The organism is Sphingobacterium sp. G1-14, from assembly GCF_002196555.1.
Lineage (GTDB): Bacteria > Bacteroidota > Bacteroidia > Sphingobacteriales > Sphingobacteriaceae > Sphingobacterium > Sphingobacterium siyangense.
The window spans coordinates 6,126,361-6,146,900 of record NZ_CP021381.1 but is presented as its reverse complement, the minus strand read 5'-3'; the positions used below and the strand labels follow the sequence as shown (position 1 = coordinate 6,146,900).

Genomic DNA, 20,540 nt, shown 5'->3' with positions numbered 1-20,540 from the left:
GAAGATCGCTTTGGAAAAATTTAACGCATCAGCCTAAGGCTAATCGTTCAACTTCATCCGCTATTGCAGAATTATATGCCAAAGGTCTGTGACAGGATACATCCTGTTACAGACCTTTGGCATAAATCAATTATAGACTAACTTTCAATCTGATATAGTTGAAGGCCACTCCATTTTCCGGAGTAACTTTTTTATATTCCTGCAGTTTAAAGGCTTATGGTGATTCTGTTGTTACTATCAAGTGCCTGTTATACTATTTTTCTAGTTAAATCGTTTTCAATTTAATCATGCGGATTTCTTTTCTTTAGACTAACAGAAGTAAAAAATGACAAATAATGAATTAAGGACGCTTGCTGAATTTTCACGTAAAGGTGAAATCGCGGAGATGGAACGGATTGTTGCAGAAGCAAATAATAGAGTTGACTTTCACGATTACGAATTGAATAGTTTAGTGAGCCAATTGATTAGAGCCCAGCATTATGGAGTCTTGGATCATTTTGTAAAAAAAGGACTAATCTCAACTGATCTATACGATTATGATCGTTTTAGCACATCCGTGATTAATACGCTATTCAAACCTCAGATTGCATCCGAAGTGCAGCTTGAAGCCCATTTAATTTGGATGAAAGGCTATTTAGCACAGATAGATGATATCAACGAAGAAGTAGGTGGCATTACTTTATTGGAATATGCATTACAGGAAAATGTGGTTATTCCTTTCTTAAAGCTTATTTTTGAGGCAGGTGCCGACCTGCAGCGGATGGATCAGTATGGACAAACGTTGCTTTTTAAAGTTTGTAGCCTACGTATGCAGTCCAATGAACGTATTAGCGAGCTCGTAGACTGGCTGTTAGTTGAAGGTTTAGACCCGAATATCGGCAATGTTGAACAAAAAACAGCCCTGCACATGGCTGTTGATACATTGAAAACTGATGTTGTGATTAAATTACTCAATGCGGGAGCAGATCCAGGGCTAAAGGATTGGCATGGCGAAAGTTCATTTTATTATGCAGCAGTAAGGCATTTTAATCCAGATCTGCTCGTTCCCCTTCTCAATTATGGAAGTCCAGATTTTCATAGCGTCAATAAACAAGGAGAAAACCTACTCAATGCATTCCTTCGCATGATGCATACGGATAGCGAGACTAATCTGAGTGTGCTGATCTTACTTTTGGAACATGGGGCAGATTTGACAGCTGCATCACTTTGGTATCAGAAAGAAAAAACAGGCGTAGATTGGCTAGCAGAAAAATCAGTCCTAGTTGTACAGGAAATTATGGACAAAGGATATCTAGACCTCAGTTATGCGGATAACGAGGGTAATACACTATTGCATAAAATTTGTCAAGTAAACCTCAATTACGATGAAAATAGAGCCCGAGACCTTTATAAAAAAGTAAAATATCTTGTCGGTGAAGGAATCGATCCTCAATTGGAAAATATAATGGATAAAAAAGCTGTCGATTATGCTATGGAGGATAATATAAAGGTAAAGACAGTCGAATGGTTATTAAAACAATAAAAAAACAGAAAAAATTGTTATGTCTCAGTCATTTATAATAGCGTGTGAAAGCGGAAAACGTAAAATAGCGGAAATATTATTGGAGAAAAATCAAGTTGATGTATCTTACACCGATGAAATGGGACGGACAGCATTGCATTATGCGGCGCATCGAGGTTATTTGGATTTGGTGAGAAAGCTGGTTGAGGCTGGAGCCACAGTGGACTACGAGGATCATCGGGGGGAAACCCCCTTATATTTTGCCCTGTTACAAAAGCAAAAACAAACAGCAGTCTATTTATTGGAAAATAATGCTAATATTCTGATCAACGACTTTTTGGGAAATAGCTTGCTCCATATTACAGCTCGAACAGGGCAACAGGAAATGGCTGAAAAACTGATTGCACAGGGATTAGACGTAAACGCGTTGAACAATAGTGCTGAATCACCACTACTATTGGCTGTGCAGGCAAAATATCCGCCAGTGGTACAGCGGCTTATTGAAAATGGCGCTCGTGTAGATATCTCTGACAAGGAGGGTAATACGGCCCTAAATTTGGCGGTGGTTCTGGGCTCCGTTCCTATTGTCAATATGTTGTTGGATAACGGTGCATCTGTCAATATTCTGAATGACTTAAGTGAAGGTCCCTTGCTGCTCGCAGTAAAAAATGGAAACCGTATTCTTGCTCAGAAGTTACTGGAGCAGGGGAGCGATATTTTTGCTGAATCTGCCGAGGGAATTTCTCCTGTGTGGTATGTTTGTAATAGCAATCAAAAAGAGCTTCTCGCTTTATTTTTAGAAAGAGGCCTCTCTGCAGATTATGCGCGTCCTGTAGACTCATTTGATGGAAAGGACGGTAAATATTTGGAAAGGTTGATCGAACGGACAGGGGGGCGTATCTTTATTCTTGGTTTTGAACCTCATTATGCAGGAGAAACATTACTGCATACAGCTACAAAAATGGGTTATCTGTCTTTGGTCAAACAACTTTTAGACAGTGGTGCAACAATTGATAAACAGGATGCTACCGGCAATACTGCGCTTCATTATGCTGCTGCCTATGGTAAAAAAGATGTGTTGCGGTATCTCTTATCTAATGGCTCCGTTACAGATATAACGAATGTATTGGAACAGAAAGCAATAGATTATTCCAATATGCAAGGATTTAATGAAATAACGGCATTATTGATTGATGCCGGCGCACAGACCGATCCCCTAAAAGGTGAGCCCGGCCTTCCAGAGAAAAAAGTATTCACTGAACCCTTATCAAACATGGATATGGGAATGAAGAAAAAGGCTCTATTTGATTTAAAAGATCTGTTGGACGCGGGAATTATAAACCAGGAGGAATTTGACGCGGAAAAAGCGAAAATTTTAAAGAATTAAATTTTATTGAAATCCCCTTTAAAAATCTGTTGGCCTGTTTCCTGAATTTGGTATTGGGCACTTAGATAAAAACTAAAAAAGCGACTCTTTTGAAGTCGCTTTTTGTAGCCCGTAGGGGAATCGAACCCCTGTTTCAAGAATGAAAATCTTGCGTCCTAACCCCTAGACGAACGGGCCATATCGTTTTCGATGATGCAAATATAGAAGCTTTTTCAAAAAGCACAAAAAAAAAGTGCTGTCTGTGTGCTAATTCATTGAAATTGAGAAAAATTATTTTTTTAAAGGATCTATTCTACAGCGTAAGCGAGCATATATTCATTGAACTTCTCGTAATGTACATCATAAATATGCTTGTTTTGATCGCTGTCGAGTTCAAGTTTTAATATACCTTGCGTTTGGTATTCGAATGGTTGTATGGTCATGTTGTTCAAGAAGGAGACCCCTGCATTGCCTTGAAGTTTATAAATCGCTTCTTTGGCGCACCAGCAAGCATAAAGCTGCTCATATCGGCTATCATCCTGGGCGATGAATGCAAGCTCCGCAGGTTTTAGAAACTTATGTTGGATGCGCTCTACTTTTGTTTTGATGATTTCCATGTCGATACCAACTTCACCTTTTGTACTGATCATTGCTGCAGCGTAATCAAATGAGTGTGAAAGTGATATTTTTTGGGGAAAATTAGCGAGATAAGGCTTGCCATTTGCATCCGAAGGACATTCGATGTAGCGGGATGTGTTTAATAAGGTTCGCAATAGCACACGGGTGGCAAGCCAATGTAACCGTCTTTTCCCTTTATTGAAGGACCCTAATTTTGCTTTTTCACGTTCATCCAATTGAAGTTTCGACAGCAAATCGTCGTCCGATTCCTCAATTCGCCAAATTGCAAATTTGGTTTGATTATCAATTTCACGTAGATACACTAGACTCATACCCAAATTTAAAAAACAAATCGCAGATTTTTGTTTTGAAAAATGAAGTAAAATTAGTGGGAGAACTGTATTTTTGAATTTGTATAGCATTGCCTGACGCTTTTGCTATTTTGATACACATGATTTTATCTGATAAAAGAATTCTCGAAGAGATTGAAAATGGCAGTATTGTCATTCAACCATTTGATCGTAAATGTTTGGGAACAAATTCCTACGATGTGCATTTGGGGAAATATTTGGCAACGTATGCAGACCGTGTACTTGATGCCAAGAAACACAATGAAATTCAGCATTTTGAAATCCCGGAAGAAGGTTTTGTATTGGAACCCAATACCCTTTATTTAGGCGTTACGCAAGAGTACACCGAAACGCATAAGCATGTTCCTTTTTTAGAGGGCAAATCGAGCACTGGTCGCTTAGGGATAGATATCCATGCAACTGCAGGGAAGGGTGACGTCGGTTTCTGTAATACCTGGACCTTGGAAATTTCGGTTGCCCAACCTGTTCGGGTTTACGCGGGAATGCCTATTGGACAATTGATCTATTTTGCTGTAGAAGGCGATATCGAAACATTTTATAATACCAAAGGTAACGCAAAATACAATGGCAAGACCATCCGTCCGGTGGAATCCATGATGTGGAAGAATAATTTCTGATGCGGAATATGGGATGGATTATTTTAGGGGCTCTATTGATTGTTTTTATCAGTGGAGTACTCTATTATTTTGTTCATCCAATGTTTGGTGGAAGTTTCAAAGGCGCTCGACTGGAACGGATGAAACAGTCACCAAATTTTAAAAATGGTATTTTTCATAATCTCGAAGTAACGCCATCGTTGAAAGGCGATGTGAATATGGCCTCTTTGCTGTGGGATTTCCTTTTCAACAAAAATCCCCACTTGAAACCAATCAACGTATTGCCTGCTATAGAATGCGATTTAGCACATCTTCCCGCAGATGACGCTCTGATTTGGTTTGGTCACTCCTCCTACCTGATGAAGTTAGACGGGAAATTAATATTGGTTGATCCGGTGTTCAGCCAAAATGCTTCTCCTATCCCAGGTAGCAATAAAGCATTTAAGATGTCTGTCGACTATGCGACGATGGTTTTTCCGAAAATTGACTATTTGTTTATCTCTCATGATCATTACGATCATCTGGACTATGAGACTGTTGTGAAATTGAGGGATAAAGTCGGTCAGGTGATTTGTGGTCTTGGCGTGGGGGCGCATTTTGAATCTTGGGGATATAAGGCCGACCAGATCATCGAGGGTGATTGGTACGACCAGATAAAACTGGCGCCCGATTTTCAGGTAACCTTCACTCCCGCAAGGCACTTTTCGGGACGAAGATTTACACGGAATAATACCTTGTGGACATCCTTTGTGTTAAAGACTTCCCAGTACACTATTTTCTTGGGTGGAGACAGCGGATATGGTAAGCACTTCAAAAAGATAGGTGACCAGTTCGGTCCATTTGATTTAGCAATCTTGGAAAATGGCCAGTATAACGATGCCTGGCATTATATCCATTCCTTACCTGACGAATGGGCTGCTGAAACGAAGGATCTGAAAGCTCAAGTTATTTTGCCCGTTCATTCTTCTAAGTTCGCGTTAGCTATGCACGACTGGAAAGAGCCAATGGAGAAATTTTACGAGACAGCGAACAAAGAACAGATCACTCTCCTTACACCAAAAATAGGGGAAATGATCCATTTTAATAGATTAGATACAGTATACGCGCCCTGGTGGCGTGAAGTCAACTAAAGATCTATTTATTTTTTTCCTCAATCCATAAAGACATATATTTTGTGCTCTGCATCGTGTGGTGCAACAATATCTGACTAATAAAGTTTTGTTGGCGGTGCCTGTCAATCTGCACTTTTAGCAAAGATAGATTCGTCATAAAGTCGGCCTGATACTTTCGTTTCTCATAACGTTCGTTGATAATACGGATGCCATGTTCTTGGGCCGTTTTCCAAAGATCTTCGTTTTCGTAGAGCTCAACTGTCTTTCGGCAGAAAGTTTCGGGATCGTCTTCGATAAAACCATTCCAGTCCAAATTACCCTTCATGGCTTCTGCTCCAACTGTCGTGGTGACAGATGGTGTGCCGGTTTGCATGGCGTCGATAAACTTTCCTTTTACGCCGGCACCAAATTGAATTGGAGCGACCAGTACACGGTAGTTTTCCATGGTAAGGCGAGCAGATTCCGCCCGTCCCTTGATCAGGAAATTCTCTTTAGAGTTGTTTAACTGGAGTACTTTTTGGGTTGCGTAGGCACCATAAATGTGCAATTCTACTTTGGGAAGCATCTTCCGTAATTGGGGCCAGATTTGTGTTTTTAGATATTGAACCGTATGCCAGTTCGGCTCATGGATAAAATTTCCGATAAATAATAAGTTCTTGCGCTCTTCAAAGGGCTTCCATTGATTAATTTCAGTAGAACTGATCTCGTGTTCAAGGAAAGGGAGGTAATAGAGGATGTCGGGTGAAATTCGAAATTCTTCGATAAGAATCTTCATTTCGGATTCGGAGATAATCAAAGAGAGGTCACTTCGCAGAATAGAGGCAATTTCCCGTTTAGCGGTGTCTGTAAATAACTCTTGAAAGGAGAAATCACCGTTATTTTTGACGGATGCCTGTCTCGCCTGGCGTAAAAAATGCAAGTCTTCCGTATCGAGTATGCGGAGTGCATCGGGACAATGCTGTGCGACACGCCAACCATATTGTTCTTCTACCATAAAACGATCAAAAACAACAATATCGGGCTGTAGTTGAGTAATAAAATCGTCAAAGCTATTACTATTGAGCACTATTGCTTGTTCATATATCCCGAGAGACTGCAAAGGGGCACTATAAGGTGACTTCGCAGCAGCCGAAGCAAATGTAATGTGATAAGAGCGGGTAGTGAACGTTTCAATTAATTGCATCATGCGAAAACCCGCCGCTGAAGATGTTGGCTCTGGCCACACAAGTCCGATGAACAAAACCTTTTTCTCTTTCATGCAGGAAAATTACTGATTAATGTGAAAAGAATTGACGAAAAATTAACAATTAGTCATTTTCAAACGATTAGCTTTATTTTAGTGTTTATAATATATTTAAAGGTTATTCATCATTAAACGATCATATGACCAAAACTATTGCTCAACGGATTCGACATTTTTCGCCAAAGACCTATTGGAAGGAATTAATAGCTGTTTTGGTTATCTTATTGGCCTTTGTATTTTTTAGAAATGAGCGGAAAGAGCTTGCCGCAATTATTCCGCAGTTGCGCACGGCCAACCTAACCTGGGTTTCAGTTGGAGTTGGAATTACCATCGTCTATATTGTGCTTCAGGGATTGATGTATGTGCAGAGTTTTAAAGCGATCGGCCTTTCTATTAATCTGAGAATCGCCATTGATCTTTTCCTGAAGAGAAATTTACTCAGTGTGTTTCTTCCTGCAGGTGGGATTAGTTCTTTGGCATATACAACAACGGAGTTGCGGAAAAGAAATTTGAATACGACTCAAATTCACCAAGCAGGGGCGCTGTATGGCTATGTCGGACTACTGACGGTGTTTATGATTGGTGTACCTGTTATATTGTATACGATCTGGCATAATAAAAATTTTGGTGACGCCTGGATCTCATTGGTGGTTTTGGGACTGCTCCTGGCTGTCGTATTTTGGCTGGTCTGGTCTTTTCGAACACACAAAGGCATTTATCGCTGGGTCGAATTAAAGTTTCCTGCTGTAGCCTCTAACATCGATGAAATATTTTCAGGGGAAGTCAAGCTAAAATATTTGTTGGGTACCATGTTGGCGTCCATGGTCGTCGAATGTTGCGGTATTGCCCATGCTTTTGTAAGTATGTATGCTCTTGGTTTGGAACACTCCTTCGAGGCTGCGGCTATTGCCTATACTGTTTCGGTCGTATTGATGATTGTTTCTCCTTTTCTACGGGGCCTTGGGGCTGTAGAGCTGACCATGCTGTATATTTTTAAAGCGTACGGCTACTCGCAGGCAGAAGGATTGGGCATTACAATTCTCTATCGGGCATTCGAATTTTGGCTTCCATTACTCTTGGGAATCCTTGCCTTTGCATGGCGTGGTAAGCAATTGCTGGCACGTATTGGACCGGCGTTGCTTATATTTTTCTTAGGTGTGGTAAATCTTGTTTCCGTATTGACACCTCCTTTGGCTGATCGTATGAAACTTGATCGTTTTTATTTACCGCTGGAAGCAATTCATGCTTCTAAATTTATGGTATTGGTTTTGGGCTTAGGATTATTGGTAACTTCGGCATACCTGATTAAAGGTTTCCGTATTGCGTTCTGGATCGCCGTGGTGTTTAGTGCTTTGTCGCTGTTTGGACATGTGTTTAAGGCACTGGACTATGAAGAGGCATCGGTTGCTTTGTTGACGTTGATTTTATTGGCAATGAGCTATAAACAATATCGCATCAAGAGTAATATTAGTTGGGTAAGAATTGGGTTTATCACATTTTTTGTCGCTCTGATAGCGATATGCCTGTTTGATGTGTTGAGTTTTTACTTCATTGATAAGCAACATTTCGGGCTAGACTTTACATGGGGACAATCAATATATCATACGGCACGGAGTTTTCTGTTGTTTGCAGATGATGAATTGATGCCACAAACAGTTTTTGGTCAAGAATTTTTGCGCATCACTCAAGTTTTGGGACTATTTTGTTGGTTCTTATTGATCTACGCACTTGCACGCCCTCGGCTGATTGATGACGAAGATTCGAGTAGCTCCAAAATGGAGCATGCAGAACAATTACTAATTGAGTTTGGACAGTCTCCGATGGACTTCTTTAAATTGGGAAAAGATAAGAGTCTGTTCTTCTCGGAAGTCTCGGAGGGATTTACGGCGTATCGCTTGGCGAATGAATTTGCTATCGTATTGGATGAACCTGTCTGTGAGCAGGGAGATAAGGAAGAGCTGGTGCAGGAATTTGATCAATATTGTTATGCGAACGGTTTAAAAGCCATTTATTACCGTGTTGATGAAAATAGCTTGGTTCATTTTTCATCTCTTCGTAAGCAAAAAATCACCATTGGACAGGAGGCTGTATTAGAATTGGAAACATTCAAGCTAGAAGGAAAAGACCGTAAGTCATTACGTAATGGACTTAATGCAATTCAAAAAAAGGGTTTTACAACGGAGGTGTTGAAAGCTCCGCAGGAAAAAGCAATTATAGACGAGCTAAGATTGATTTCCAATGAATGGTTGAAAGAATTTGATAAAAAGGAAATGGTTTTTTCGCAAGGAATGTTTGATGAAAATGAGCTTATTATGCAAGATATTATTGTATTGAAAAATGAGCAAAATAATATTGTCGCCTTTCTGAATATTATTCCCGATTATGCTAAAGATGAGTGCACTTATGATATGATCCGAAAATCGCTTGACGCACCAGGTGGGAGTATGGATGCATTGATTGTTGAGCTTATTGCATATGCTAAAGCCAAAAAGTATGTCTATCTAAATTTGGGCATGGTGCCAATGACGGGCTTGGGAGCGACAGATAGTCCCGCTGAAAAGATTATGAAGTTTGCCTCAACACGATTGGGAAACTTTAAACATTACCATAGTCTGCGTGATTTTAAAGAGAAGTATGCGACATTTTGGGAAAATAAATACCTTATATTTGATAACGATTTTGATCTCTTACAACTTCCTATAGCACTGGTCAAAGTGATGAAACCGAATGAATAGCTTCATGTAAATCTCATACAGATGAAAAAATTAGCCACTTTATTTATAATTGGTAGCATAGCATTTCATGCTTTTGCTCAACAACGTTTGATTGACATGAAATATTGGAATAATAAAGCTGTAGTACCCCTGGTTCTCTATCTGAGTGGAGATGGAGGATTCAATTCGTTCTCAAATAAGCTCTGTGAGCTGATTGCTGGAGCAGGATATACTGTTGCAGCTCTTGATTCAAAAAATTATTTCTGGAAGAAGAAAAGCCCGAAAGAGATAGCAGAAGATATTTCTAATACCTTGAGGACTTTGCTATCCTCACGGCAGAATATGCGTGTTTTCATTGTTGGATATTCATTTGGAGCAGATGCGGTCCCTTTTATTGTTAATCGTTTGGACCCTGTCGTTAAGAAGAACGTAAAGAGCGTTGTTCTTTTGGAACCATCCGTGTCTACAGATCTGGAGATCCATATAGCTGATATTTTAGGCCGTAGTAATACAAAGCGAAGTCTTGATGTCATCTCTGAAATCAATCGCATGGATGGAGTCAAAACGGGCGTCATTCTCGGTGACGACGAAGCCGATTTTCCTGTACAAAAAATAACACTTAAGAATTTTACAAAAAAATACCTCTCCGGGGGCCATCATTTTAGTGGGAATGCAGACCAGGTAGCGAAGAATACGGTCGCTCTCTTTTAATTGGGCGGGGTTATTGTCTGCTAGCTTTCCTTTATGGTGGTTATACAGTAGCGATAGGCCTTTTACCTTGTCAAAATCGGTGAAAGCGCTGAAGCTAATCGGATTTCTTGTCCTACATCAATTTAATTAAATGAAGAAGGTCTTAATTTTGATTTAGAATTTAAATAGACAATTATGGAATTAGGAATTGGAATGTTTGGTGACTCGAGGATAGATCCTGTTACAGGTCAGATCCAGGCAGCACAAGATAGAATGAAAGAAATTATTGAGGAGATCAAGCTTATGGATCAAGTAGGATTGGATTTCTTTGGAATCGGGGAACATCACCGGGCAGATTATGCGGTTGCAGCACCCGAAATTGTCTTGGCTGCGGCTTCTACAGTTACCAAAAATATTAAATTGGGCAGTGCAGTTTCGGTATTGAGTTCTGCGGATCCTGTTAAATTATTTCAGGATTTCGCAGCAGTTGATCTTTTATCTGATGGACGTGCTGAGCTGATGGCTGGAAGAGGATCCTTCATTGAATCCTTCCCTTTATTTGGTTATGATCTGAAAGATTATTCCGAATTGTTTGAGGAGAAACTTGAGCTTTTGTTACGATTGAACAAGCAAAATCCAATTACTTGGCGAGGAAATTTTAGAGCACCCTTAATCAATCAAGAAGTCTTCCCTCGGCCTAAAAATGGATCACTGCCGATCTGGGTTGCTGTAGGTGGTACAACATCTTCTGTTATCCGTGCAGGAAAACTGGGTTTACCGGTTATGTTTGCTATCATCGGCGGCATGTACGAAAGCTTCGATCATTTATTTGAAATGTATCGTCAAGCTTATGAGGATAATGGACATGATATGGCTAATTTTCAAGTAGGAGTGCACATGCATGCGTTCTTTGGCGACAACAACGCTCAGGTAGCAGATTATTACTATCCGATTTATTCGGCACAGATGGACCGTATCGGAGCAAGTAGAGGTTGGCCTCCATATCAACGTACACAATATGACTTTGGAAGAACTTCAAGGGGGCATCTAATTGTTGGGGATGCTGCCTATGCAGTAGATAAAATTTTGCAAATACAAGAGAAATTCGGATTGACACGTTTCTCTGCACACATGGATGTGGGCGCCCCTGGACATAAAGAGATGCTCCGTTCTATTGAGATTTTTGGCGAAAAAATAGCGCCTGAAATTCGAAAGGCTCTTCATAAAGATGCCTAAAGAGCGATTATCATTTTTTTAACGCTGAGATATTCGCTACCTTTGTGGCGTAAATCATTTTAGAGAGTAAGATGCTTGGATTAAAGTTGTTGACAGATCCGCGATGGGCAAACATCGCAGAAGGAAATTTAGAAGAAATTTTGACTGATCATGCCTGGTGTGAGCAAAAGGCTGCTTCAAATGCAATATCATTAATCACAAACAACTCAGAATACGAAGATTTAGTGCATGAACTGACAGCAATTGCTATCGAAGAAATGGAACATTTTAAGATGGTTATTGATATCATCAAAGAACGTGGCTATACCTTGGGCCGTGAAAGAAAAGATGATTATGTTGGCCAATTGATGAAATTCTCTAAAAAAGATGGCAGTAGAAATATGGCTTTTATTGACCGTTTATTATTCGCGGCAATGATTGAAGCCCGAAGCTGCGAACGTTTTAGAGTGCTCTCGCAAAATATTCAAGATAAAGATCTTGCGAAGTTTTACCATGATTTAATGGTGTCTGAGGCAAATCATTATACAACATTTTTAAATTTTGCACGCAAATATACCGTAGACGTCGATGTAGAAAAGCGTTGGAAGGAGTGGTTGGAATTTGAAGGGAAGCTGATTCAGTCGTACGGAAATAAAGAAGCCATTCATGGCTAATCGGACCGCGCTCCTACCTATTTTAAAACACATACATAACAGTTGTCCCGTTCTATTTCTTAGAACGGGATTTTTTGTCACTTATTTATTCTTATCTTTGTACCGTGATTGAAAAAAGTAAAATAATAGATATCAGGAGTTTGTCTTTGGATCAGATCAAAGATCAACTTACAGCGTTGGGGGAGCAGGGCTTTCGTGCGAAGCAGATTTATGAATGGCTTTGGGTAAAATCTTGTGTAGATTTTGATCAGATGAGTAATTTGAGTAAGTCCCTTCGTGAGAAGCTGAAAGCGAATTTTACGATCAATGCAGTAACAGTTAAAGAATCTCAGATCAGCTCGGATAAAACAATTAAAAGTAGTTTTTGGCTGTATGATAACAATATCATTGAAGGGGTGTTGATACCCGCTCCGGAACGAATGACAGCCTGTGTCAGCTCACAGGTGGGCTGTAGCTTGACCTGTAAGTTCTGTGCAACAGGCTATATGGACCGTAAGAGGAACCTCAATGCCGATGAGATTTATGATCAAGTCGTTCTGATCAGCAAGCAAGCCGAAGAGAACTACGGGCAGCCACTGACAAATATCGTTTATATGGGGATGGGTGAGCCTTTGTTGAACTATGCCAATATGATGAAGTCGGTTGAACGCATTACGGCCCCCGACGGATTAAATATGGCTGCTAAGCGGATCACTGTTTCCACTGCGGGTATCGCAAAAATGATTAAAAAATTGGGTGATGACCAGGTACGTTTTAATCTAGCACTTTCTTTGCACGCCGCAAATGATAAAAAGCGAAATGAAATTATGCCGATCAATGAGCAGAACTCACTAAAAGCTCTGGCAGAAGCCCTCAAATATTTTTATGCGAAGACAAAAAGTCCAATTACATTTGAATATATTGTCTTTAACAATTTCAATGACGAATTGGAGGATGCAAAAGAACTTGCTAAGTTCTGTAAACACGTTCCTTGTAAGGTCAACCTGATTGAATATAATCCTATCGCACTGGCCGATTTCTTGAATGCTGAAGCAGATAAAATCGAGGTATTTGCAAATTATCTAAAAAGTCAAGGTATAATCACGAATGTGAGACGTAGCCGTGGTAAAGATATCGATGCAGCCTGCGGACAATTAGCAATCAAGGATGAGAAAAAGGAGGAATCCGAGGCATAATCTGAAGGATAGTTCCTATCTTTAATAGGGGAATTAACCAGATGAAATCCGAATTAAATAAACTTTTTAGCGATTTTGTATCCATCTTTTTTCCAAGAGAATGTGGCTGTTGTGGCTGTGTGCTAAAATATCAGGAAAAGTTTATTTGTATAGCATGCGATTTCCACTTGCCTTATACTAACTTTCACGAATATTCAGATAACGATACCGCAAGACAGCTTTGGGGGAAAGCTCCAGTGGAAGAGGCCTGTTCTTTTTTGTTAATGCAAAAGGATAGCCGTGTAGAGCACCTCATTTATCAGATTAAATACAATAATCAACCTTTTCTTGCGGAATATTTTGGTTATCTATACGGCTTAAAATTAATAGAAGTAAAGGCCTATCAGGATATCGATTGTATTGTTCCTGTGCCATTACATAAGAGCAAACTCCGAAAAAGAGGTTATAATCAATCCACTTACTTTGGGAGAGGTTTGTCCAGAGCGATGGAAATCCCGTTGCGTGAAGATATTTTGGTAAGAAAGAAAGCGACAATTAGCCAAACAGGTAAGGGACGACTCGACCGTTACGAAAATGTAAGTGATATTTTCGATTGTCAGGCCACTGGGGTGCCGGCCAATGTACACATTCTATTGGTGGACGATGTGTTAACAACAGGCGCTACGATTGTTTCCGCGGCATTAACACTCTTAGATGCTGTTGACTGTCGGGTATCTATTGCTACTTTAGCAAGGGCCTAGGCCCAATCTGGCCCATAGCGTATGGGTTATTTAAAAATAATAAGGAATAAAATTCACAGCCCGGAAGAACGCGTTCAGATAATTTAAAGCGAATTCTTATAATTTAAGTAGCTAATTATATAGACCCAATATATAGATCTGGTAAAGCACTCAATGATAACGAAATCGTCAAAACTAAATCAACCCGGTATTTACAACCTTCGGTTGACATAGTTTAGTAGATAGGCAAACCCGGCCATCCCTATTCCGATGCTGTCGGCAAATAAATCCCACCAATCACCGCTCCGATAAGTAAAAATATAAAGCTGAAGTAATTCTGTCAGTCCAGCAAATAAAAATCCGAGGATAGATACGATAAAAATCGGAAGCCAGCGGGTTGGTTTACCGCTGAATTGCTGGATAACACCATTGTAAAGCAGCGTACAGAAAACAAAAAACATCCCACAATGGACTAATTTGTCCATACCTGGATATGCGGGAACTGCGTCAAAATTGTTACCCGGGAGTGTGCATAAAATAATAACTATTATGGCCCAAATAAAACACCACTTATAGTCTAATAAGATTTTAATCATGGCGTTAAATATCCAAAAATTTCCTGATAGAAATAAAAATATTATGAATTTAAAAATTATTCAGCTGTAAATCAGTGATTTAATAAAATTGTTTTGTTTTGTATGGTACTATGTATTGCATGGTACCATAAAATACATATATCTTTGTATTGTTATGATAGCTGAAAATACACAAATCCAAATGAGGAAGGGGATACTTGAATATTGTATCCTATCCATAATTTCTCGAGGAGAAATTTATGCCTCCGATATTATCAGCGAACTGAAGAAAGCTCAATTATTGGTTGTGGAAGGAACCTTATATCCGCTTTTAACACGTCTAAAAAACAATGGCCTGTTAAGCTATATATGGAAGGAGTCGACTTCAGGTCCGCCTAGAAAATATTATGAAATTACCCAAGAAGGGTTAGAAGTCCTTTCGCGACTAGATGTTACCTGGAATGAGCTCGTGTTTGCTGTAAACACGTCATTGGTGGGTAGGAACAATGATTCAACTAAACCAGTTAAAGACAATAACGATGAATAAGACAATAATTATCAACATAAATAGTATCGTCTTCCATATTGAAGAGGATGCTTATGAGGTGCTTCGCTCCTACATGATTGATATAAAGAAGCACTTTGGACAATCGGAAGATAGTCGGGAGATTTTAGAGGACATCGAAAATCGTATTTCTGAAATGTTTACCGAAAAGATTCAGGCGGGCAGCAAAGAAGTTCTGAATATGGACGATGTTAATGCTGTTATAGAGCAAATGGGGAGTGTAAGTGATTTTGAATCTGAGGATCAGGATGGTTATGCATCTTTTCAGCGCCAGCCAAATGCAGACGGCTTTAAAGTAGGGAAGAAGCTGATGCGTGACCCTGATGACAAAGTTTTCAGTGGAGTATGTAGTGGACTGGGACATTTTTTTGGCATTGAGGCCAAATGGGTGCGCTTACTCTTTGCTTTATTTGTTGTGATCGGTGGATCGGGTGTATTGGTCTATGTCATCCTATGGATCGTCATGCCGCTCGCTGTAACTCGTGCAGATAAGATGGAAATGCGTGGGGAGGCACCGAACATTCAGAACTTTAAGCGTTCTTTCGACGAAGAAATGAGCGGGGTAAAGGATTCATTTTCGAGAGGAATGGATCGTACAGGCGATAGTGTTGCTAAATTATTGCAGGTCTTTGTGAAAGTCATCGGCGTATTCTTTGTTATTATCGTTGGGTTGACGCTCATCGGGTTGATTATTGGACTTATTTTCTTTGCACTGGCTATTGTGAACGTTATTCCTGACGTCATGGACGATTCTGGTCCTTTTTATCTCATGAATCCGAGTGACGTACCTTTTGCTTTGATAGCGGGTTTCTTGGCCATTTTTATCCCTTTTGCTGGATTGTTCTATTTGCTTCTCCGCGTTCTCTTCGAGAAAAAACCAATGAACAATTATTTGACAACCACCTTATTTTTAGTCTGGTTGGCGTCGATAGGCGCAATTATCTACTACGCTACATCGGTAGCAAAGGAATTCAAAGAGTCTAGTACGATTGTTGAAGAGAAGCCGCTGCAAAAACAAGCTGTTTATTCCTTAAATGAAAATGATATTCGGGTAATCCGCTTAAAAAATGGTGTAAAAAGCGGTTTGGGGATAAAACACGAAAACCTCTCTATTTATCTGAGACGTAATATTCGTATCCGTGTCGAACGTATAGACTCCCTACAGGAACCTTATGTACGTTATGAGTATTCGGCCAAAGGAAATTCCTATAAAGTCGCAACAGACAGAGCAGGTAAAATTAACTATGCGCTGAGACAAGATAGTACATCATTAACATTTGACAATGCGTTCCAATTGAATGAAGGTGAACTCTATCGGGATCAAGAAGTCAATATTACCTTGTTTCTCCCAGTAGGCACCAAGTTGATCATTAATGATAATTTGGAAGATAAATTAAGGGATATTTCATTTTACGAATGTCGGGATCGTTATCGGGAAGATCTAGGGGATGTAAAAGATGTTGAGTTTGTGGTCACTTCACTCGGGTTGAAATGTGCCTTACCGCCCAAAAAGTCAGATGACAGTGACGAAACAGATGCTGAAGGCAATGAAGTAATCGCAACTGATACGTCTGTTGTCATCCGCAGGGATACCATTATTAATGTCAAAAAAGATGGAGTTACCATAGAGACAAAAAAGAAATAACATAAACCAAGTCTTCCGCCTTTAGGCGGAAGACAAATTATTGAAGCTGTAACCAATCGAAAATCACTACTGAACCTCGTGTGATAAGCCTATTTAGTGCCATCAAAAGTGAAAGCTATTACACCTATTTATAAACGAATGAAAAGATATTTTTACCTCTTACTCTTAAATTTTTTAATTGCTTCCTTTGCCTATGCGCAAGTGAAAGTTACAGGCAATGTACGGGTGGAAAATAATGTGCCTTTGGCTTCTGCAACTGCTTATCTGATGAAGGCAAAGACAACTGTTATTTTGAAAGCAGTTGTTACAGATGAAAATGGAGAATACCAGTTTTCGGATATCCAAACTGGAAGTTATTATGTCGACGTCAAAATGGTTGGGTATACGGCCAATAAGAGCAGCGTTTTTGATATCAGTAAATCAGATTACAAGCTCCCAACGATCCTGCTGAACGCGGACACACGAAAATTGCAGGAGGTCGCCGTAGAGGGTAAGCGGCCGATGGTTGAAAGCAAGCCTGGTAAACTGGTTTTAAATGTCGAAAACTCTCCCTTGGCCGCAGGGAATAATGCCTTAGATATTGTACAGCGGGCCCCTGGAGTGAGTTTAGATAACAATAATAATCTACAGTTGATGGGTCAATCTGGTGTATCAGTGACCATCGATGGTCGGCAGACCTATATGTCGGGTGAACAGTTGGTGAATTTTTTGAAGAGTACGGATGGCAACCAGATTAAGTCCGTCGAAGTTATCACTACCCGGGCAGCAAAAGATGACGCTGAGGGGGCTGTGGGGACTATAAATATTGTGCTCAAGAAAAATCGGATGGAAGGATTTAATGGAACCTTTAACATGACGGCAGGGCGGGGAGAAAAATTCAGAGGAAATAGCTCCTTATCCTTAAATTATAAAAAGAATAATACGACAGTATTTGGATCGTATGCCTATTCGAATGAGAAAAGTCACCGGAAGCTCCTGCTTGATCGTGTTATTCAGAATAAAGGGGAAAAGACCTATTTTAAACAAAGGTCGATATTGGATGAAAAAGAACAGAATCATTCCTATCGCTTCGGTGTTGAGCAAAGGACATCAGCCAGAAATACGTTAACCGTGCAGTTTAATGGTTCGAATAATATCGAATACAATGATAACGATAGTAAGACCAATGTAGGAAAGTCTTTTACAACATTGGATTCGCTTTTGATTTCGACATCGCAATTCAAAGAGTTATTTGATCGGTACTCTGCTAATTTAAACAATGAGTTTAGAATTGATTCTAACGGCAGAAAACTTACCCTTGATCTGGATTGGAGTAAATTCAAAAGCAGTAAAGGCGTGGGGTATAATAACCAATATTTTGATGGTCAGATGGATGCGATTACTCCCGAGGAGATCCAACGGAGTAGAATGCCCATCGGAATCGATATCTATGTCGCCAAACTGGATTATGAACAACCGCTATCTAAGGTCTCCAAGCTTGAGATGGGAGCTAAATATTCTAATGTTACGTCGGATAATGACTTAACCTTTGAAGATTTTTTGAACAATTCCTGGATCAATAATGAAAAGCGGACGAATCATTTTGTGTATAAGGAGCAGATCGCCGCTGGATATATAGACTATAATAATACGATAGGAAAATGGGGGCTGAAGGTCGGTGCGAGAGGAGAATATACATTTTCTGATGGAAACTCATTGACCTTAAATAAGCAGGTGAAGCGGAACTACTTTAAACTTTTTCCGAATGCAAATCTGACATATACCCTCGATGAGAATCATATTCTTTCCTTAGGTTATGCAAGGAAAATAACCCGTCCCAATTACAGACAGTTGAATCCTTTTGATTATTTCATTGATAAATTAACCTTCGAACGTGGTAACCCCTATCTGAATCCGCAATTTTCCAATGAATTCACACTAAACTATACGTTGATGCAACGTTACAATGTGACATTGGGTATTAACGATGTGCGGGATGCTATTGTAGAGAGTATGGGGCAAGATTCAGTGTTGAAACAAACTTGGGTTATACGTGAAAATTTAGGAAAGAATTTGACTGCTTACCTGAATCTGAACATACCGATAACGGTATCCAAGATCTGGAGCATGAATAACAATATTACAGGCATCCATTTTAACTTTGATGGCATGGTGAGCGGTCATCCGCTGAAAAGGAAGTCATTTCTTTTGCAGGCTACATCGATGCACAATTTAAAATTAGCGAAAAGTCTGTCGGCTAATGTCAATTTGCGATATTTCTCTCCTTTCAAATATAATGTGTACGATATGAAAGCCCGATGGGATATGGAAATTGGAGCGACAAAGACATTTAAAGATCAACGTAGTTCTTTGAAACTGGCGGTGAGCGACTTGTTTAATACAGGGAATCAGAATCTGAAAACTAATTTCGGCGATTTTGACTCCAGTATCAGGCAATACCAAGATCGTCGTGTGGTTCGATTGACCTATTCGTATAAATTCGGAAATTTAAAAAATAACTATCGTAAGAAAGATACAAGTAACGAGGAGAAGGAAAGAGCGCAATAGGACTCGATTGTTTTTCTAATATATAACCGTAGGAATGTCATATTCTTACGGTTTTTTGGCATTGTCTGTTTCATATATTTAAGTTATTCGGAGTATTTCATATAGCTTATGAATCAGAAAGCATCTTTTTCTGTGTAGCTGTTGTTATTTAAGAAATGCACCAAGTTATAATTAGTCATTTCTGACCAATTCCGTAGGCAATACAAGGGTTTCAAATTCCGTAATGGGATATTTTGCTTCTATTAACTTAATAAGCAATTCTGTGGCAATTTTTCCCATTTCGAATGCAGGTTGGCGAATTGCGGTCAATTTGGCGGAAAATAGGTCCACAACGTTTGAATTTGTGAATCCTGCAATGGCGATACCTTGTGCAGGCCCGAAAGGCCTTTTTTTTATGACATGAAGATATCCTGTGGTTAATTTATCGCCGGAAATGAAGATAGCATCGAAACCAATGCGGAGAAGTTCCTCGACAGCCGTCTCAATTTCCTCTACATGTAGTCCACCATGTTGACAATATTTTACCAAATTGGGGTCAAAATCGATGTGATTTGCCATAAGGGCCTTTTTATAGCCAACTAATCGATCTTTCGTGATGGACAGTGATTTAGAGTTTGTTAGGTGCGCGATTTTCTTCTTTCCGAGTGTTATGAGGTGCTGAGTTGCGTCATAGGCTCCTTGTTGATTGTTTACGACAACTTTGTAGGTGTCGAACTGCTGTGGGATCCGATCAAAAAAGACTATTGGAAATCCTCTTTCTTTCAATTGATGTAGATAGGAGATGTCTTCAGTTTCTGAAGACAATGCAATCAGTAGTCCATCTATAGACCTAGAAGTTAGGTATTCGACATTCAGTCGTTCCCGTTCGGAAGATTCATGTGTTTGTGAAATAATGATCTGAAAGTTCTTATCATAGGCAATTGATTCTACACCGCTTATGACTTGGGAGAAGAAATTATTAGCTATTTCGCTAACGATAATACCGATTGAGTGACTTCGCCGCTCTTTTAAACTCCTAGCAATAGGATTGGCACGATAGTTTATTTTTTTCGCGTATTCTAATACAACCTTTTTTGTTTCGGGACTTATTTCATAACTATCTCTCAAAGCTCTTGAGATCGTAGAAGTAGATAAATTGAGCGCTTTAGCAATATCTTTGATTGTATAGTTTTCGAATTTCATAATTGGCAAAATAGACTATAATATTAATCAAA

At 39.6% G+C, this 20,540-nt stretch carries 17 protein-coding genes and 1 tRNA gene; 13 read left to right on the top strand and 5 right to left on the bottom strand.

Annotated elements, in window-relative coordinates; translation table 11 throughout:
- Positions 1-325 precede the first annotated feature (325 nt).
- Positions 326-1,522: an ankyrin repeat domain-containing protein gene (locus CBM24_RS26325; protein ID WP_088163305.1), complete on the top strand. Its 1,197-nt coding sequence runs from the start codon at positions 326-328 to the stop codon at positions 1,520-1,522.
- Between the two features lie 19 nt (positions 1,523-1,541).
- Positions 1,542-2,888 carry an ankyrin repeat domain-containing protein gene (locus tag CBM24_RS26320; RefSeq protein ID WP_088163304.1) on the top strand — a complete coding sequence of 449 codons (1,347 nt, stop codon included), beginning with the start codon at positions 1,542-1,544 and terminating at the stop codon, positions 2,886-2,888.
- A gap of 105 nt (positions 2,889-2,993) precedes the next feature.
- Here the strand turns inward: CBM24_RS26320 and CBM24_RS26315 are convergent.
- Together CBM24_RS26315 and CBM24_RS26310 are read right to left on the bottom strand one after the other, a co-directional pair.
- Positions 2,994-3,065 (bottom strand) — tRNA-Glu (locus CBM24_RS26315).
- Between the two features lie 110 nt (positions 3,066-3,175).
- Positions 3,176-3,817 carry a 4'-phosphopantetheinyl transferase family protein gene (locus CBM24_RS26310; protein WP_070561499.1) on the bottom strand — a complete coding sequence of 214 codons (642 nt, stop codon included), beginning with the start codon at positions 3,815-3,817 and terminating at the stop codon, positions 3,176-3,178.
- A gap of 119 nt (positions 3,818-3,936) precedes the next feature.
- Here CBM24_RS26310 and dcd point away from each other — a divergent pair, with 119 nt between their 5' ends.
- Positions 3,937-4,473: a dCTP deaminase gene (gene dcd / locus CBM24_RS26305; protein WP_046673098.1), complete on the top strand. Its 537-nt coding sequence runs from the start codon at positions 3,937-3,939 to the stop codon at positions 4,471-4,473.
- Positions 4,474-4,481: 8 nt separating this feature from the next.
- Positions 4,482-5,582, top strand: a complete 1,101-nt coding sequence (locus tag CBM24_RS26300) for an MBL fold metallo-hydrolase (protein ID WP_198386002.1) — start codon at positions 4,482-4,484, stop codon at positions 5,580-5,582.
- Between the two features lie 4 nt (positions 5,583-5,586).
- On the opposite strand, the gene CBM24_RS26295 is transcribed toward CBM24_RS26300, so the two are convergent.
- On the bottom strand, positions 5,587-6,822 hold the full coding sequence (locus tag CBM24_RS26295; RefSeq protein WP_088163303.1) for a glycosyltransferase family 4 protein: 1,236 nt from the start codon (positions 6,820-6,822) through the stop codon (positions 5,587-5,589).
- A gap of 125 nt (positions 6,823-6,947) precedes the next feature.
- Here CBM24_RS26295 and CBM24_RS26290 point away from each other — a divergent pair, with 125 nt between their 5' ends.
- The 6 genes from CBM24_RS26290 to CBM24_RS26265 all read left to right on the top strand — a co-directional run bounded on the left by CBM24_RS26290 (position 6,948) and on the right by CBM24_RS26265 (position 14,015).
- Positions 6,948-9,542, top strand: coding sequence for a phosphatidylglycerol lysyltransferase domain-containing protein (locus CBM24_RS26290; RefSeq protein ID WP_088163302.1), 2,595 nt, complete (start codon positions 6,948-6,950; stop codon positions 9,540-9,542).
- Positions 9,543-9,563: 21 nt separating this feature from the next.
- Positions 9,564-10,232 carry an AcvB/VirJ family lysyl-phosphatidylglycerol hydrolase gene (locus CBM24_RS26285; protein ID WP_088163301.1) on the top strand — a complete coding sequence of 223 codons (669 nt, stop codon included), beginning with the start codon at positions 9,564-9,566 and terminating at the stop codon, positions 10,230-10,232.
- Positions 10,233-10,406: 174 nt separating this feature from the next.
- The gene (locus CBM24_RS26280) at positions 10,407-11,447 is read left to right on the top strand and encodes an Atu2307/SP_0267 family LLM class monooxygenase (RefSeq protein WP_075990286.1); all 1,041 of its coding nucleotides are present in this window, start codon (positions 10,407-10,409) and stop codon (positions 11,445-11,447) included.
- A 71-nt stretch (positions 11,448-11,518) separates the two neighbouring features.
- Entirely contained in the window at positions 11,519-12,100 is a 582-nt protein-coding gene (locus CBM24_RS26275) for a tRNA-(ms[2]io[6]A)-hydroxylase (protein ID WP_070561487.1), read from the top strand.
- A gap of 74 nt (positions 12,101-12,174) precedes the next feature.
- Positions 12,175-13,275, top strand: a complete 1,101-nt coding sequence (gene rlmN, locus CBM24_RS26270; RefSeq protein ID WP_410528381.1) for a 23S rRNA (adenine(2503)-C(2))-methyltransferase RlmN — start codon at positions 12,175-12,177, stop codon at positions 13,273-13,275.
- A 41-nt stretch (positions 13,276-13,316) separates the two neighbouring features.
- Positions 13,317-14,015 (top strand): ComF family protein, encoded by a 699-nt coding sequence (locus CBM24_RS26265; protein ID WP_088163299.1) that lies wholly within the window; start codon positions 13,317-13,319, stop codon positions 14,013-14,015.
- Positions 14,016-14,206: 191 nt separating this feature from the next.
- Here CBM24_RS26265 and CBM24_RS27430 read toward each other — a convergent pair whose 3' ends face one another.
- Positions 14,207-14,590: a VanZ family protein gene (locus CBM24_RS27430; RefSeq protein ID WP_157698591.1), complete on the bottom strand. Its 384-nt coding sequence runs from the start codon at positions 14,588-14,590 to the stop codon at positions 14,207-14,209.
- Between the two features lie 154 nt (positions 14,591-14,744).
- Here CBM24_RS27430 and CBM24_RS26255 point away from each other — a divergent pair, with 154 nt between their 5' ends.
- The 3 genes from CBM24_RS26255 to CBM24_RS26245 all read left to right on the top strand — a co-directional run bounded on the left by CBM24_RS26255 (position 14,745) and on the right by CBM24_RS26245 (position 19,326).
- Entirely contained in the window at positions 14,745-15,116 is a 372-nt protein-coding gene (locus CBM24_RS26255) for a PadR family transcriptional regulator (RefSeq protein ID WP_046673104.1), read from the top strand.
- Positions 15,109-16,779, top strand: coding sequence for a PspC domain-containing protein (locus tag CBM24_RS26250; protein WP_088163297.1), 1,671 nt, complete (start codon positions 15,109-15,111; stop codon positions 16,777-16,779). The genes CBM24_RS26255 and CBM24_RS26250 overlap by 8 nt, the downstream gene beginning before the upstream one ends.
- A 138-nt stretch (positions 16,780-16,917) precedes the next feature.
- Positions 16,918-19,326 (top strand): TonB-dependent receptor domain-containing protein, encoded by a 2,409-nt coding sequence (locus CBM24_RS26245; RefSeq protein WP_088163296.1) that lies wholly within the window; start codon positions 16,918-16,920, stop codon positions 19,324-19,326.
- Between the two features lie 171 nt (positions 19,327-19,497).
- Here the strand turns inward: CBM24_RS26245 and CBM24_RS26240 are convergent, their stop codons facing one another.
- The gene (locus CBM24_RS26240; protein WP_088163295.1) at positions 19,498-20,508 is read right to left on the bottom strand and encodes a LacI family DNA-binding transcriptional regulator; all 1,011 of its coding nucleotides are present in this window, start codon (positions 20,506-20,508) and stop codon (positions 19,498-19,500) included.
- Positions 20,509-20,540: the final 32 nt, after the last annotated feature.

What these genes read in the sequence shown, in the direction of transcription:
- CBM24_RS26325 (WP_088163305.1), top strand. Translation starts at nt 326, where the DNA reads ATGACAAATAATGAATTAAGGACGCTTGCTGAATTTTCACGTAAAGGT.
- CBM24_RS26320 (WP_088163304.1), top strand. Translation starts at nt 1,542, where the DNA reads ATGTCTCAGTCATTTATAATAGCGTGTGAAAGCGGAAAACGTAAAATA.
- CBM24_RS26310 (WP_070561499.1), bottom strand. Translation starts at nt 3,817, where the DNA reads ATGAGTCTAGTGTATCTACGTGAAATTGATAATCAAACCAAATTTGCA.
- dcd (WP_046673098.1), top strand. Translation starts at nt 3,937, where the DNA reads ATGATTTTATCTGATAAAAGAATTCTCGAAGAGATTGAAAATGGCAGT.
- CBM24_RS26300 (WP_198386002.1), top strand. Translation starts at nt 4,482, where the DNA reads ATGGGATGGATTATTTTAGGGGCTCTATTGATTGTTTTTATCAGTGGA.
- CBM24_RS26295 (WP_088163303.1), bottom strand. Translation starts at nt 6,822, where the DNA reads ATGAAAGAGAAAAAGGTTTTGTTCATCGGACTTGTGTGGCCAGAGCCA.
- CBM24_RS26290 (WP_088163302.1), top strand. Translation starts at nt 6,948, where the DNA reads ATGACCAAAACTATTGCTCAACGGATTCGACATTTTTCGCCAAAGACC.
- CBM24_RS26285 (WP_088163301.1), top strand. Translation starts at nt 9,564, where the DNA reads ATGAAAAAATTAGCCACTTTATTTATAATTGGTAGCATAGCATTTCAT.
- CBM24_RS26280 (WP_075990286.1), top strand. Translation starts at nt 10,407, where the DNA reads ATGGAATTAGGAATTGGAATGTTTGGTGACTCGAGGATAGATCCTGTT.
- CBM24_RS26275 (WP_070561487.1), top strand. Translation starts at nt 11,519, where the DNA reads ATGCTTGGATTAAAGTTGTTGACAGATCCGCGATGGGCAAACATCGCA.
- CBM24_RS26265 (WP_088163299.1), top strand. Translation starts at nt 13,317, where the DNA reads ATGAAATCCGAATTAAATAAACTTTTTAGCGATTTTGTATCCATCTTT.
- CBM24_RS27430 (WP_157698591.1), bottom strand. Translation starts at nt 14,590, where the DNA reads ATGATTAAAATCTTATTAGACTATAAGTGGTGTTTTATTTGGGCCATA.
- CBM24_RS26255 (WP_046673104.1), top strand. Translation starts at nt 14,745, where the DNA reads ATGATAGCTGAAAATACACAAATCCAAATGAGGAAGGGGATACTTGAA.
- CBM24_RS26250 (WP_088163297.1), top strand. Translation starts at nt 15,109, where the DNA reads ATGAATAAGACAATAATTATCAACATAAATAGTATCGTCTTCCATATT.
- CBM24_RS26245 (WP_088163296.1), top strand. Translation starts at nt 16,918, where the DNA reads ATGAAAAGATATTTTTACCTCTTACTCTTAAATTTTTTAATTGCTTCC.
- CBM24_RS26240 (WP_088163295.1), bottom strand. Translation starts at nt 20,508, where the DNA reads ATGAAATTCGAAAACTATACAATCAAAGATATTGCTAAAGCGCTCAAT.